17 protein-coding genes, 1 other RNA gene and 2 pseudogenes are annotated in these 14,585 nt (G+C 30.8%); 15 read left to right on the forward strand and 5 right to left on the reverse strand.

The genetic code is table 11. The features are described 5' to 3' along the window. Positions 1-4: 4 nt before the first annotated feature. The 5 genes from DIC82_08240 (at position 5) to rnpB (ending at position 4,096) form a co-directional block, all read left to right on the forward strand. Positions 5-1,138, forward strand: a complete 1,134-nt coding sequence (locus DIC82_08240; GenBank protein AWK51011.1) for an RNA polymerase sigma factor RpoD — start codon at positions 5-7, stop codon at positions 1,136-1,138. Positions 1,139-1,501: 363 nt separating this feature from the next. After that, on the forward strand, positions 1,502-2,194 hold the full coding sequence (locus DIC82_08245) for an SAM-dependent methyltransferase (protein AWK51012.1): 693 nt from the start codon (positions 1,502-1,504) through the stop codon (positions 2,192-2,194). 11 nt (positions 2,195-2,205) lie between these two features. Continuing rightward, positions 2,206-2,997: a Nif3-like dinuclear metal center hexameric protein gene (locus DIC82_08250; protein AWK51013.1), complete on the forward strand. Its 792-nt coding sequence runs from the start codon at positions 2,206-2,208 to the stop codon at positions 2,995-2,997. Positions 2,998-3,232: 235 nt separating this feature from the next. After that, positions 3,233-3,538 (forward strand): hypothetical protein, encoded by a 306-nt coding sequence (locus DIC82_08255; GenBank protein AWK51014.1) that lies wholly within the window; start codon positions 3,233-3,235, stop codon positions 3,536-3,538. A 211-nt stretch (positions 3,539-3,749) separates the two neighbouring features. Continuing rightward, positions 3,750-4,096: RNase P RNA component class A (rnpB, locus tag DIC82_08260), an RNA gene on the forward strand. Positions 4,097-4,154: 58 nt separating this feature from the next. On the opposite strand, the gene DIC82_08265 is transcribed toward rnpB, so the two are convergent. Together DIC82_08265 and DIC82_08270 are read right to left on the reverse strand one after the other, a co-directional pair. Further along, entirely contained in the window at positions 4,155-5,315 is a 1,161-nt protein-coding gene (locus DIC82_08265) for a site-specific integrase (protein AWK51015.1), read from the reverse strand. 347 nt (positions 5,316-5,662) lie between these two features. Further along, complete coding sequence (locus DIC82_08270; protein ID AWK51016.1) at positions 5,663-6,037, reverse strand: XRE family transcriptional regulator; 375 nt, start codon at positions 6,035-6,037, stop codon at positions 5,663-5,665. 254 nt (positions 6,038-6,291) lie between these two features. On the opposite strand from DIC82_08270, the gene DIC82_08275 reads away from it, so the two are divergent. From DIC82_08275 to DIC82_08305, 7 genes and pseudogenes are all read left to right on the forward strand, one after another. Then, positions 6,292-6,516, forward strand: coding sequence for a transcriptional regulator (locus DIC82_08275; protein ID AWK51017.1), 225 nt, complete (start codon positions 6,292-6,294; stop codon positions 6,514-6,516). A 165-nt stretch (positions 6,517-6,681) separates the two neighbouring features. Beyond that, positions 6,682-6,903: a transcriptional regulator gene (locus DIC82_08280; GenBank protein ID AWK51018.1), complete on the forward strand. Its 222-nt coding sequence runs from the start codon at positions 6,682-6,684 to the stop codon at positions 6,901-6,903. An 82-nt stretch (positions 6,904-6,985) separates the two neighbouring features. Continuing rightward, positions 6,986-7,177, forward strand: coding sequence for a hypothetical protein (locus DIC82_08285; GenBank protein ID AWK51019.1), 192 nt, complete (start codon positions 6,986-6,988; stop codon positions 7,175-7,177). 141 nt (positions 7,178-7,318) lie between these two features. Beyond that, complete coding sequence (locus DIC82_08290) at positions 7,319-8,563, forward strand: phage replisome organizer (GenBank protein AWK51020.1); 1,245 nt, start codon at positions 7,319-7,321, stop codon at positions 8,561-8,563. 49 nt (positions 8,564-8,612) lie between these two features. Next, a complete protein-coding gene (locus tag DIC82_08295; GenBank protein ID AWK53051.1) occupies positions 8,613-9,239 on the forward strand; it encodes an AAA family ATPase in 627 nt (208 codons plus the stop codon). Positions 9,240-9,289: 50 nt separating this feature from the next. Then, positions 9,290-9,532, forward strand: coding sequence for an AbrB family transcriptional regulator (locus DIC82_08300; protein ID AWK51021.1), 243 nt, complete (start codon positions 9,290-9,292; stop codon positions 9,530-9,532). Positions 9,533-9,554: 22 nt separating this feature from the next. After that, positions 9,555-10,310: pseudogene (locus DIC82_08305) on the forward strand (phage antirepressor Ant). 80 nt (positions 10,311-10,390) lie between these two features. Here the strand turns inward: DIC82_08305 and DIC82_08310 are convergent. Beyond that, positions 10,391-10,609: a DUF2922 domain-containing protein gene (locus DIC82_08310; protein AWK51022.1), complete on the reverse strand. Its 219-nt coding sequence runs from the start codon at positions 10,607-10,609 to the stop codon at positions 10,391-10,393. A gap of 43 nt (positions 10,610-10,652) precedes the next feature. Then, positions 10,653-10,877, reverse strand: coding sequence for a hypothetical protein (locus tag DIC82_08315; protein AWK51023.1), 225 nt, complete (start codon positions 10,875-10,877; stop codon positions 10,653-10,655). A gap of 796 nt (positions 10,878-11,673) precedes the next feature. Between DIC82_08315 and DIC82_08320 the strand changes: the two genes are divergently transcribed. After that, positions 11,674-13,407 (forward strand): carboxylesterase, encoded by a 1,734-nt coding sequence (locus DIC82_08320; protein AWK51024.1) that lies wholly within the window; start codon positions 11,674-11,676, stop codon positions 13,405-13,407. A gap of 269 nt (positions 13,408-13,676) precedes the next feature. On the opposite strand, the pseudogene DIC82_08325 reads toward DIC82_08320, so the two are convergent. Continuing rightward, positions 13,677-13,985, reverse strand: a pseudogene (locus DIC82_08325) (IS30 family transposase). 114 nt (positions 13,986-14,099) lie between these two features. Here DIC82_08325 and DIC82_08330 point away from each other — a divergent pair. Further along, positions 14,100-14,465: a MerR family transcriptional regulator gene (locus tag DIC82_08330; GenBank protein ID AWK51025.1), complete on the forward strand. Its 366-nt coding sequence runs from the start codon at positions 14,100-14,102 to the stop codon at positions 14,463-14,465. Positions 14,466-14,493: 28 nt separating this feature from the next. Then, positions 14,494-14,550 (forward strand): hypothetical protein, encoded by a 57-nt coding sequence (locus DIC82_08335; protein ID AWK53052.1) that lies wholly within the window; start codon positions 14,494-14,496, stop codon positions 14,548-14,550. The last annotated feature ends 35 nt before the right edge of the window (positions 14,551-14,585 follow it).

Here is a 14,585-nt window from a genome sequence, read left to right on the forward strand (position 1 = left end):
GGTTATGACGGAAGGAGGCAATAATAATATGGAGAAAAAAACCAGTACAAAAGCAGCAAAGCCAAAAGATGATAAAAAAGATAAGAACAGCAAGATGGTGGCTGTAAAAGAATTAATTGATAAAGGTAAAAAAAATGGTTCTTTAACATATAAAGAAATAATGGAAACAATGGATCACATTGATTTTAGTCCAGAACAAATAGAAAAGATATATGAAGTATTAGAACTGGCAAATGTTGAAATTATAGGTGATGTGAACGATACTGAGACTGCACATGAAGAAATTGATTTATCAGTACCAGAAGGTATAGCAATAGATGATCCAGTTAGAATGTATTTAAAAGAAATTGGAAAAGTGCCTTTATTGTCGTCAGAACAAGAAATAACATATGCTATAGAAATTGAAGAAGGAAATCCAAAGGCTAAGAAAAAATTAGCAGAAGCTAATTTAAGATTAGTTGTAAGTATAGCTAAAAGATATGTTGGAAGAGGAATGTTATTCTTAGATTTAATTCAAGAAGGAAACCTTGGACTTATCAAAGCAGTTGAAAAATTTGATTATAGAAAAGGATTCAAATTTTCAACTTATGCTACTTGGTGGATTAGGCAAGCAATAACAAGAGCTATTGCAGATCAAGCTAGAACAATTAGAATACCAGTTCACATGGTAGAAACTATAAATAAACTTATAAGAGTGCAAAGACAATTATTGCAAGAATTAGGTAGAGATCCATTCCCAGAAGAAATTTCGAAAGTTATGGAACTTCCAGTAGAAAAAGTTCGTGAGATTCAAAAGATAGCTCAAGAACCGGTTTCATTAGAAACGCCGATAGGTGAAGAAGAAGATTCTCATTTAGGAGATTTTATTCCGGATGACGAAGCGCTAGCACCAGCTGAAGCTGCTGCATTTACAATGCTTAAGGAACAATTAATTAATGTATTAGATACTTTAACTCCTAGAGAAGAAAAAGTATTAAGACTAAGATTTGGACTTGATGATGGAAGAGCTAGGACTCTTGAAGAAGTAGGTAAAGAATTTAATGTTACAAGGGAAAGAATTAGACAAATTGAAGCTAAAGCTTTAAGAAAGCTAAGACACCCATCAAGAAGTAAAAAATTAAAAGATTATTTAGATTAATAAACAAGCACCTATAATATTTAGGTGCTTTCTTTTAAGTGAGACTCTAAATCTTTGATTTAGTCAGTCGAACTTACTCAGCGAACGCAGTGAGTCGAGTTTCCTTAAGTGAGAGTCCAAATCTATGATTTGGTTTCTCGAATTTAGTTAACTCGTGAATACGAGTTAACTTCCTTAAAAAGGATTTGGTCAGATATATAAGTGGGTATCTATATAGGGTTTATAACTAAAAATAATGACTATATATTAATTATGATAGATTAATTATTTAAAAAAAGGATAATTAAAAAATACACAGTTATAATTGAGGAAACAAATTTTATGAACTTTAATTTTTAATTGAGTATTAGAAAGAGGCAAGTGATGGAATTAAGTAAAAGATTAAATTGGATTATAGAAAAACTTGATAAAGTTGAAATTATTATGGATGTTGGAACAGATCATGGTTATATACCTATTTATTTAGTTAAAAATGATATAGCTAAAAAGGTTATTGCATCAGATATAAATAAAGAACCTTTGAAAAAGGCAAAAATAAATGCATCTTTAGATGGAGTGTTAGATAAAATAGATTTGAGACTAGGCGGAGGATTAGTTCCTTTAAATAATAAAGAAGCTAATGCTGTAATAATTGCTGGAATGGGTGGTAACCTAATTAGAGATATATTAGAAAATGATTTAAATAAAGTGAAAAATTTAGATTATTTAATACTTCAACCTGCCCAAAATCCTGAAGTTTTAAGAAAATATTTATATAATAATAACTATGAAATTTTAGAAGAAGATATATGTTTAGATGAAAATAAGTATTATGAGATATTTAAAGTAAAATATAAAATTGGAGATTATATATTATTAGAAGATATATTCTATGAAATAAGTCCAACTATGTTAAGTAAAAAATTACCTTTATTTAAATCATATATAGAAAACAAAATTGAAAAGAATAAAAGAGTTATGGAATTTATTAAAGATAATACTGAACATGCAATAGAACGTAAAAACGAATTAAAAGAAAAAAATCAGAAATTAGAGAAATTATTAAAAAATTTTTAGGTGGTGAAGTTATGACTAAAGTAATAGATATAGCAAAAGAAATTGAAAAATTTGCTCCGAAACTTCTAATGGAAGATTATGATAATGTTGGATTAATGGTTGGAGATGAGAATAAAGAAATAAAGAAAGTTTTGTTAGCCTTAGATTGTACAAATGAAGTGATTAAAGAAGCTATAAGCCTTAAGTATGACTTAATTATTACTCATCATCCACTTTTATTTAAAAGACCTAAGAATATAATCAAGGGAGATTTAATTGGAAATAAAGTTATTACTTTAGTTAAAGAAGATATAGCACTTTACTCATGTCATACAAATTTAGATAGTGCTAAAAATGGAATAAATCAAACTATAGTTAATATGTTAGGATTTAATTCAAGTGAAATAATTGAACCTAATGAATCTGGAAAGTATAAAGATGGTGGGCTTGGAAGATTAGTAATACTAGAAAAAGAAATTTTACTGTGTGATGTCATAAAACTTGTTAAAGAGAATTTGAATATAGAGAATATGAGAATCGTTAGAGGGTCTGAGAAAGTAAAAGTATTGGCAATAATAAATGGCAGTGGTCAAGACTTGTTTTATAAAGCAAAAAGTCTTGGAGCTGATTGTATAATAACTGGAGATACAACTTATCATTTTGCATCAGATTTTAAAGAAATGAAAATAAGTATCATAGATGCAGGACACTTTTCAACAGAATATCTTGTATTTCTAAAAACATTAGAATTTCTAAAAGAAAAGTTTATAGATATAGAATTTAGTGCTTCAGAAAAATGCAAGGACCCTTATGATTTTATTTAGCAATATAGATATTCACAGTAAAAATCGTACTTATGAGTATAACTCACTGAAATAAGGGAGCATGCATTTGCTTCCTTATTTCTGGTTGTGGATGGATATTCATCTTATAAGTATAAATTAGAAGATGGATATCTATATAGATAAACAAAGCAAAAATTACATATATAGATTAAATAACTAAAATATGACTCATATGCATATAATGATATTGTAATAATAATTTTGTGGGTGGGTTATGAGCAAAGATGACGATTTTGCTAGCGGAGCTGGAGAAGAATTGAAGAAGGATATAAAAAATATATATAAACATAGTAAAAGAGCAATTAAAGGTTTTTTTAGAGGAGGAAACAGAAGAAATAACTGTGGAAGAAGACCAAATTGGGGTCCACCATTGTTCGCGTTTAAATCTCCACTTTTGATGTTACTTTGGCCTAAAATAATTGTTGCGGGAATAATACTTTTAACGCTGTTACTTTGTGGAGTAAGCTTATATGGAGTAATAATAATATTATTATTAACATTAATATTTATTTTAATATAAAGTATATATCTTTTGAAATTTGCAATTTACAATGCATAATTGATTCCATTTAGGATGTGCATTATGAGCAATTGAAGAACAAACTACTAGATCATTTAATATAATTAATATATTAAAAATTAACAAATTAGGATACTAATTTATTTTATAACATATATTTAATTAAAATTTCATTTGTATAATTTAAAAAAGTATGTTAAGATAAATCTTGCGAGTGAGACGTGCAATCGCTGCTAGACTAGATCTAGGAGAGGAAAGTCCGAGCTCCATAGGGCAGGGTGCTGGCTAACGACCAGTCAAGGCGACTTGAAGGAAAGTGCAACAGAGATATACCGCCTAAGTTTTACTTAGGTAAGGGTGGAAAGGTGATGGTAAGAGCTCACCAGCGTGATGGAGACTTCACGGCTATGTAAACCCCACTTGGAGCAAGACCGAATAGAGAGGCATTAAGGGGCTGCCCGTCCCGCCTCCGGGTGCGTCGCTTGAGTCTAATGGCAACATTAGACCTAGATAGATGATTGCTTAATACAGAACTCGGCTTATGGCTTATCTCGCATTACTAAAATAGCTACATTGGAGATGATGAAGTGTAAAACTTCCACTATTCTTCCACTGGCTATTTTTTTTTGTTTGGAGAGAATAAATCTGATAGTTTTTTACTTGCAGATTTCTGCATTTCAGTTGTAACATGGGAATAGATATTTAATGTTGTGCCAATATCTGAATGTCCTAATCTTTCTTGAATGATTTTAAAATCAACTCCTTGTTCTAAAAGTAAAGTGGCATTCGTATGTCTTAAATCATGGAAGCGAACTCGTTTATTTATTCCTGAATCCTTTGATAATCGATTGAATTTTAATGTAAAGTAATTTGGATGAATATATTTCCCAGACTCCCAGGTAAAAACGAAATTACAAAGTCTATTGTTAAATATATTAGTTTCATATAATTCACCATATTTTGCTTTGTTTGAAGCTTGGAGTTCTTTATGATCTTTAAGCTTTTGAAGAATTTCATCTGATACATAAATATTTCTTCGACTTTCTGAAGTTTTAGGAGTACCAAGTTCAACAGATGTATTTATATAAATGAGATTATTTTGTATTTTAATTATATTATTTTCGAAGTCTATGTTTTCCCATTCTAATCCTGCAACTTCTCCACGCCTTAGACCAAGTTCAATAGTAACCATTAATACTAATTCAAATATATAGTTACCATATATAGTTTTATCTAAATGATTTATCATAATATTAAACTCATCTATGGTTAATATATTGGCAATAAATTTATCTCTACGAGGTCTTTCTACAAATCTGCATATATTATCATTGACCACTTGTAATTTTACAGCTCTATTAAGAGAAGTATTGATGACACCAAAAATTGTTTGAAGTGTAGTATTACTTAAGCCTTTCTTTTTTTCAGAATTAATTAGATTTTCTATTAACATTGGCTTAATATCTTTCAGTAAATATTGTCCAAGATAGGGTTTAACATTATTGGTATAGAGTTCCTTGTAGCGGACATATGTATTTATTTTTCTATTTTGTTTTATATAGTTTTCGAGCCAATCATCAACATATTCATCATATTTTAATTTATGTGGTTCAACATAGCCATTGTTATACTTATATAGTGCTTTATTTAAAGCTTCCTCAGCCTCTGGTTTGGTTTTGCCACCACTTCGTTCAATACGTTTCCTTTTCCCTCCTATATCGATGATATCAAAATAATAATACCACCTATTTCCTTTCTTTCTAACACTTCCTTGCATGTTTTAACACCTCCACGTTAGATAGTATTTCACAATCTATAGTATTTTTATCCAATAAACTTTTATCTTTATCTAATATACAATTTTCTTTTTCGTCTATCATCCTTTTATAAACAACATCATTATTAATTCTTATATTTAAAATATACTTCCATGGCATTAAAACTTCCCCCTAACGCAAACCGAACTTCTGTTCTGAGGAAAATTATACCATTATTAAATTTTAATTTCAATATTTTGGAATAGAAATTTAATTTTTTAGAAGAAAATATAAATATATAATAATATTAAGTCAAAAATAGTATAAAAAAACTATAGATAAAAATCTATAGCCTATTTTAATTGCATTATTTTTTCTTAGAGTTTTCTATTAATTTTTTCACATCTAATCCAACTGCATCTAGTTGTCTAATAATATTTTGAACATCTTCAGCAGTTAATTCATGAGGATATCCCTTGTCAATTTCTATTTCTATAGTTTGATTATGTAACATTCCAGAGTATACTTTTGAAAGTTTATCATCAGTTCTACCTAATAGGTAATCTGTACTACAATCAAAATAATCAGCAATTTTAATTAGTACATCATCCTTAGGAAATCTATTTCCTTTTTCCCAATTCGTAATTGTTGCAGGTTCAACGCTCATAAGTTTAGCAAAGTCTTTGCTTAATAATCCTTTTTCTTCACGAAGCTCTTTAAGCCTAATAGGAAATTTACTCATATTATCACCACCCTATACTTTATAAACAATTTGCTAACTACTATTATAAACTATTTGCTAATTAATAAACACTAAATTAACTAAAAGAAAAATATGTTTTATAAAATTAGATTAAACATATTGAAATTAACTAAATGATAATTTATAATAAAATTAAATTAGCAATGTGATAATTATAAAATGTGAATTATCATAGTGTTAATTTTGGAGAGAACTCTGATTAAGATTTAGATGATTGAAAAGGGGAATGAGAAATGTATAGTAAACTAAAAGGTCTTATGGTAGAAAAAAGAATTACTCAACAAGAATTAGCACAAATACTAAAAATAACTGCAAGTGCATTAAATTTTAAAATAAACGGTAGATCTGACTTTAGCGTAACAGAGGCTAAATTGGTTTCAAGTTTTTTTGGAAAAACAATAGAAGAAATATTTATTATTGATGAAGTCAATAAAATGAAAACTGTTAAAAATGTTTAACATAACTAGAAAAGGAGAAATAGGAAGATCAAGGCTTAGATGTGATTTGTAAATTAAGCGAAGCACTTGGGATAATGAAAAATAAACTTATAGGAGTAAAAACTCCACAAGAAAAGATTCACTTTATAAGGGGAGAATCATGGTAATGAGAATAGGGGGATTAGGATGGAGCCAGTTTTATATACTGTAACTGAAGCAGCAGAGTTATTAAAAGTTAATAGAAATTCTGTATATGATCTACTAAAGAATAATGTAATACGAGGTTTAAAGCTTGGGAGTCTAAAAATAACCAGGACAGAATTAATTAAGTTTTTAGAAGAGAACAATGGAAAGGATTTATCTAATTTAGAAGATATTAAAGATTTGACTTTTGAGAGGGATCAATAGTTATTTAAGTATTGATCCAAGATAGTAGAATGAATTCATTTCCATGCATATAGTTAATGATTTTAGAAAGAAGGGATTTAGAATGATTAGAAAATTTGAGGGGTTAACGGCTAATGATTTAATTGAAATATTAAAAAGTTATCCAAGGGATGCAAAAGTATGCACTCAAATGCTAGGAGAAAATTTTCCGGTTAAACAAGTAGAAGAGTGTATTTATTATGATTTTCAAAATGGAAAAAGAGTGCAGCAGCATAAAGGAATTTTAATAAAATAATATGAAATTGTAAATGAGGAGGAAGAGTGAATTTTAAAGTCTTCAAATGTTATATCTATGTTTGTAATTCAATTGGATTAACTCCATCATGGAATGGCCTTGAAAGGTTTAGAAAATTTTATTTATGGGAGCGTGAAAATAATGGCAGATATTAAATGGATTAAATTAGCTACTGGTATGCCTGATGATGAAAAAATGAAATTAATAGATGCAATGCCGGAGAGAGATACAGTTTACTATTTATGGATAAGATTACTTATACAAGCTGCTAAGACTAACGCTGACGGTGAGATATTCTTATCAGAGGATATGCCGTACACTGATAAAATGCTTGCAGTAATATTTTCTAGACCTTTAGCATCTATAAAACTTGCATTAAAAACATTATCGCGTCTTGGGATGATTGAAATAACTTCTGATAAAGTAATTAGAATTGTAAACTGGGATAAGCATCAAAACATAGAAGGAATGGAAAGGGTTCGTGAGCAAAATAGAAAAAGAGCTGAGAACCATAGAGAAAAGAAGAAACAAGAGAAGAAAGATTCTAAAAGTAATAATGAAGAAACTTATGAAGATGAAGTCTTAGAAGAAAATAAAGATTTAGAAGAGAAGAATGATTTACAAAAAAATAAAACTCTGGATGAAAATGAATCATTAGAAAATTTACAAACTAGTGAGGAAGCTTCTACAAATGCTATTAATGATGAAAAAACTAATACTGCTACTAATGAAGCTGGCAGTAATAACATTGTAGAAACTGGTGATAATGATTGCGATGTTACTAAAAATACTAGTAACGTTACGCAAAACGAAAGTAACGTCAAAGTAACGGAACAGAATAAGAAAGAGATAGAGAATAAGAAAAAGAATAAGAAAGAGAAAAAAGAGATAGATAAAGATACAGAGAGTAAAAAGAGTACTTATGACGTAAATAATAAAAACTCAGCTTGTGGTGAAGAAGTGAGCCAGTCTAGTCTCTTTGAACAGCGTAATAATACTAAAAGTGAATCAGGAGAAGAGGCGGATATAAATCTTAAAGCTTTAGAGCTTATGCAGTACCATGAAAAAATAACAGGAAAAGTTGGTGGATGTGACTATGTTGCACTTAGATCAGCTATTAATCTTCATGGAGAAAAGAGAGTTAAGATGGCCATGGATATAGGCTTTGAAAAAAGCTGTCCGGAAATAAAGTATGCAATTGGCATATTAAAAAACTGGAGAAGAGATGGGTATCCTAAAGATGATATGGAGGTGAAGACAAATGGGTTTAGAAGTACTGGAAAGAGTAACACAACAGATAAAAATGAATTTGCAGGATTCAAGCCAAAGGAACCACGAAAACTTACAGAAGCTGAACGAAAGAAGGCAGATGCAAACCTCATATAAGTGTGATAAATGCGCAGATACAGGATGGATACTTATGCCTCAAGAAAATATGCAGCCGCTTGCTATAAGTTGTGAATGTAGAAAAATAGAAAAGATAAAAAGTGAATGGAGATATTCAGGAATCAATGTTGAACAAAGTAAACTTACTTTTGCAAGTTTTGAAATTTGGAATCAAGCATCACAAAGAACAAAAGATACTGCAGTAGCTTATTGCAATGATTTCGATGAAATTAGAGAAGGTAGACGTAATAGTATTTTATTTTGTGGACAAGTTGGTAGTGGTAAAACTCACGCAAGCATTGCACTTGCATTAAACTTCTTAAAGCAAAAAGTTAGAGTAGTGTACATGCCTTATCGTGATGTAATTACAAAGATAAAGCAAAATATGATTGATGAAGAATACTATACCAAGACCATTTCAAAGTATCAATTATGCGAGGTCCTACTTATTGATGACCTCTTCAAGGGAAAGATTAATGACAGTGACATTAATATAGTATTTGAGATCATCAACTATAGGTATTTAAATTTTCTTCCTATCATAGTTAGTAGTGAATTTTCTATTGATAGATTACTGGCCTTTGATGAAGGGGTAGCCTCAAGAATATATGAGATGTCAAAAGATTATGTGGTGGAAATTGAGAAGGATATTAGGAATAATTATAGACTTAAGTAAGTTAAAAGCTATTAATAAATTAATCTATGAATGAAAGGAAGTTGTTTTAGATGAAAGCATCAGGAATTATAAGAAATGTTGATCCATTAGGAAGAGTTGTAATACCAAAGGAAATAAGAAAAGTTATGGGGATTAATGAAGGAGATCCTATGGAAATAGTTCAGGTTAATAATGATATAGTTTTAAGGAAATATAGTAAGGGATGTATATTTTGTGGAAGTGATGAAGATATAAGTGAATTTAATACTGTGCCTGTTTGTAGTCGATGTAGAAAGGCTTTAGGTCAGGATTAACTTAGGAAAGGGGATAAGCAAAATGAGAGGTTTACTAATTTTTAAAGATAAAATATTTGGCGAAATAAGATGGGTAAAGATTAATAATAAAGATTATGCAGTTGGGATTGATATAGCAAAAGCTTTAGGATATAAAAAGCCTAATGATGCAATTTCAAGACATTGTAGGGGGGCCGTGAAACACGGAGTAGGGGTAGTTACTGGAAAGAGGAAAGATGGAACGGATGCTATTCAAAATATAGAAATGAGTGTCATTCCTGAGGGGGATATTTTTCGCTTGGCGGCAAAATCTGAATTACCAGGTGCAGAAAAATTTGAAGCTTGGATTTTTGATGAAGTATTACCTTGCATACGAAAAACAGGAATGTATGCAACAGATGAATTATTAGATAATCCGGATTTACTTATTGCTGCAGCTACAAAGTTAAAAGAGGAAAGAGCAGCAAGGTTAGAAGCTGAAAAGAAAGTAAAATTATTGGAACCAAAAGGACAATTCTATGATGATGTTGCAGGGTCCAAAGACTCTATAGAAATGGGACATGTTGCTAAAGTTCTTGGAATTAAGAGAATGGGAAGAAATAGATTATTTTCTTTGCTTAGAGAGAAGAAAGTCTTAGATAAAAACAATATTCCTTATCAGCAGTTTGTTGATTGTGGTTACTTTCGAGTATTAGAACAAAAGTACAACTTATCTAATGGCCAGATTAAAATTAATATAAAAACAATGGTATTTCAAAAAGGTATAGATTTTATATTAAGAAAAATTAGAGAAGAATAAATTAAATATTCTTATAAGAGATAAATACTAAAAATGGAGATTCATCCGAGTAAGGACAAACCTCCATTTTCTATTCAAAACTAAGCCACTTCATATTTAGTAACTTGTCTTTGAGTTAATTGAGCTCCAGATTTCTTAACTAAATCGCCAGAATTAGTTGTAAAGATGTTCTTAGCAATGATATTGTCCATAAGTGTATTTACCTCATCTTTAGTAAGAGTAGGTTTAACACCACTAATGCTTAAATTAGTCTTTAATCCAGCAGCAGTTAAAAAAGTCATAGATAAAGAATATTCCATTTAATCACCTCCATTCTTTCAGTTGTGAATTAAGAAGTATGAGTTAAGAGTTTGCTAAAGCAGAAGATTCATTAACAAAATAATCTCTTGTTGAAGCTTCTAAAACTGCTGTAATAGCATTAGCAACATCGTAGATGTTTTGAGGTGCAGCATTTGTTTTAACGTTAGCAAAAGTCTTCTTGGCATAAATTGGGTCTCCGGCTTTATCAAGTCCTTTTTCTACTTCGATACTGAAAGAAACTGTGTCGATAGTTTTAGTAACAGCCATAGTTTTTTACCTCCTTTATTTTATTTTCATAAAGGATATATGGACAAATGCTTGCTATTACATAAATAGATGAAAATTATTTATATTTTAATCAACAAAGAACTAAAATAGATGAAAAATATTGAAAGGATGAAGATGAAAAACGAATGCTTTATTGAAGGACAAATTAGTATATTGGATTTATCTATTATAGAAACTGTAAAATCAAAGAAAATTATGGTTAAAGAATAACATAAAGAAATAGATAAGTTTGATAGTATTATCAAATTGTAGTCATAACAAAGTTACTACTAAAATGCTAGAGAATGAATTAGAAAGAGATATAAAAGTTACTAGAAAAATTTAAAATACATTAAGAGGTAAGAGAATATTGGAATGGTACATCCCAAAATGATTCAAAGCAATATTATAAGATTAGTAATGAAAAGTAAAATTAATCATATTAGTAGAATTAGGAATGAGAGTTTGTGCAATGATAGGGATATATTTATATATGTAAAATACTTGAATGTAATTGTAAATAAAGAGACAATTTCATAAATAAAATTCAATATTGGGGAAGAGTAATTAAATATTAAAAGCGGTTGGAGATAAATATAATAAATAAATTTTCCGGAATTTAGTTTGAAGTTACAACCTTTGGGTTTATACTGAAGAACTTATTGAAACTTCTGTTAATTATTAAATTTATTTATAATAAAAAATGGGGATTTTTATAAAAGGGAATCTGAAGGCTGTACAAAAAAGAGACTTATAGATTCTGAGGGATTATTTTAAAAAATGGAGGAAACAATCTATGAGAAATAACAAACAAATTATTTTGACCGCATTGGCTAGTGTAATGACACTTTCTATTTTAACCACTTTCGGCATAACAGAAAAATACTCTGTTGCAAACGCTTCAACAACATCGGTAAAAAGTGAAACCGAAAAATCTCCGGTAATTGCTGCAGGGCCTAATATCGCTGTTGTTGAGACAGAGGCTGGAAAAGTTCAGGGATACAGTAGGAATGGAATTTATACCTATCATGGAATTCCATATGCTGCGGCAAAAGAAAGATTCGTGCCAGCAGAGAAAGTAGAGCACTGGGATGGAGTCAAACTTGCTTTTGACTACGGTCAGATATCTCCACAACAACAGAGAGCAGGCGGATCTGACAGCAGCTGGGAAAATCCGTCTAGACAGTTTGCAATGGACAATAACAGTCAGAATCTGAACATCTGGACACCTGGTATTAATGATAAAGCAAAGAGACCGGTGATGGTATGGCTGCATGGCGGTGGATTTTCATCAGGGTCATCTGCACAAACAGCTGCCTATGATGGTGCAAATCTTAGCCAAAAGGGAGATGTTGTAGTTGTCTCAGTAAATCATCGCCTTAATGTTCTTGGACATTTTGATCTTTCTCAATATAGTGAAAAATATAAATACTCTGAAAATGTAGGAATTACTGATATCGTAGCTTCTCTTAAATGGATTCGTGACAATATTGCACAGTTTGGTGGTGATCCTGACAACGTTACAGTATTTGGAGAGTCGGGAGGAGGTGCAAAGGTACTTGCACTTATGACAACTCCATACGCAAAGGGGCTTTTCCAAAAAGGAATTGTTGAGAGCGGTGCGACAGACACAATGGGGGTTAATTTTACTTCACAAGAAGCCAGTAAAAGAGTGACAGAACTTACACTTCAAAACCTTGGAATTACTGCAGATCAGATAGAAAAATTGCAGACTATTCCATATGAAGAACTGTCACAAGCATCTGACAAAGCACTTCAGCAGACGGCAGAAGAACTTCATATCCCGGCAGCACTTGGGACAGGATATGGATTATCATGGGAACCGGTAGTAGATGGAGACTATATGCCTACAAGTCCGGTCACAAAAGAAGGATTTGCGGAAGCTGGTAAGGATATACCGCTACTGATTGGCTCAAACCTCACAGAGTGGACAGCCTTTTCGCCAATCATGAATATGGCGAAAGCACAATCAGATAATAAAGATACATGGACCGAAGAAGAAATTGACAAGCATCTAAAGGAAACTTATGGAGACAAGGCAGATGAAATTGTAAATACATTTCTTAAAGCGTACCCTGATAAAAAGAAGGCAGATGCATTATATATTGATTCAACAACAATTAGACTGCCACTTTTAAAGATTATGTCCCACAAGGCTGATCAGCAGGGAGCACCTGTTTATTCCTACATTTTCAGCTGGGAATCTCCGATTATGAATGGTGTTTTCACCTCATACCACACATCCGAGATACCATTTGTATTTAACAATATAGATAAGGCGGATACAACGATTGGTGGAGGTGAAGATGCCAAGATTCTGGAAGACCGTATGAGCCAGGCATGGATCAATTTCGCAAGGAACGGTAAACCAAGTACCGACAATTTACCTGATTGGGAATCCTATGACCGTCAAGGCGGTGCGACAATGATTTTTGATAACAAGGTAAAGCTTGTGCATAACCATGATAAAGAGCTTATGAAGCTTCTGGCACCAGATTATCAATATTAACATTTTGCCAAAGACGTTTCTAAAACCGTGCTATCATAAATCATACAACAGAGTTATAGAAATGTTGGCAAAATAGAAGAATTGATTATCAACATTTTGATATACTTTTTATTCTTTATGTAAAAAGTTAAATTCATTATTTATATAAGTCATTAAAAATGCAAGACTTAAGTCGCTTTATTTGTACTCTACGTGCAAAAATAAATTCCACATGCCGCTCTTTTGCAAGATTAAGTTCGTGGCAATGAATTACACTGTGTAGCTAAGTATTATTTAAGTAGTGTTGGCTTAAATGTGGTCTTATCTGGAGAAATTTCTACCGGTTTAAGGAATTTATGCAACTTGTTATTTAAGCATTAGGGACAGCTTAAACGGGAGGCAGACGTTTAGACTGTCCCTTACTGTGCTCTGTTAATATGATTTGTTAATATGATTTGTTAAAAGAGTAGCATCTTACTGTGTATATGGATCTAGGCTGTATCCCTTAGGAATTACATATCGTATATGTTAATGATTTTTTAGATCATTACTTTTTGCCAAGAACTGTTTGGATTGCAGTAATAAATTTTTGTATGAATCGAGAAAATAATTGTAAAAATAAAAAAAATTGACATTGAGTTAACTTCAAGGAGTAGAATTTGGTTAAGCTTAAAATTCAATAAGAATAATTAAAAGATAGGGGATGAAATAGTATGACGATTAAGGATGTAAGTAAAAAACTTGATCTTTCACAGGATACACTTCGTTATTATGAACGTATAGGACTAATTTCTGATGTTAACCGTAATAAGAGCGGAATTAGGAACTACACTGAAGAAAATTGCAAGAGGGTTGAATTTATCAAATGTATGAGAAGTGCTGGCCTTCCTATTGAAGTCTTAATTGAGTATGTTACGCTGTTTCAACAAGGAAATGAAACTATTGAAGCAAGAAAAGAGCTGTTAAAGGAACAACGTGCACAGTTAGCTCAAAAAATGGAAAACATGAAAAAAACCTTAAATCGTTTGGATTATAAAATAGAAAGATATGAACAAGGAATAGTTACAAAATCATTATGACTTATTAGAACATCATGTTAGTGAATGCATAGAATGTGGCGCATGTATGAAAAACTGCCCATTTAAATGTAGATATAATAAATAAAATGAAACAAGCAAATCAGTTATTTGGTAATTAAC

The organism is Clostridium beijerinckii (assembly GCA_003129525.1).
GTDB lineage: Bacteria > Bacillota > Clostridia > Clostridiales > Clostridiaceae > Clostridium > Clostridium beijerinckii_D.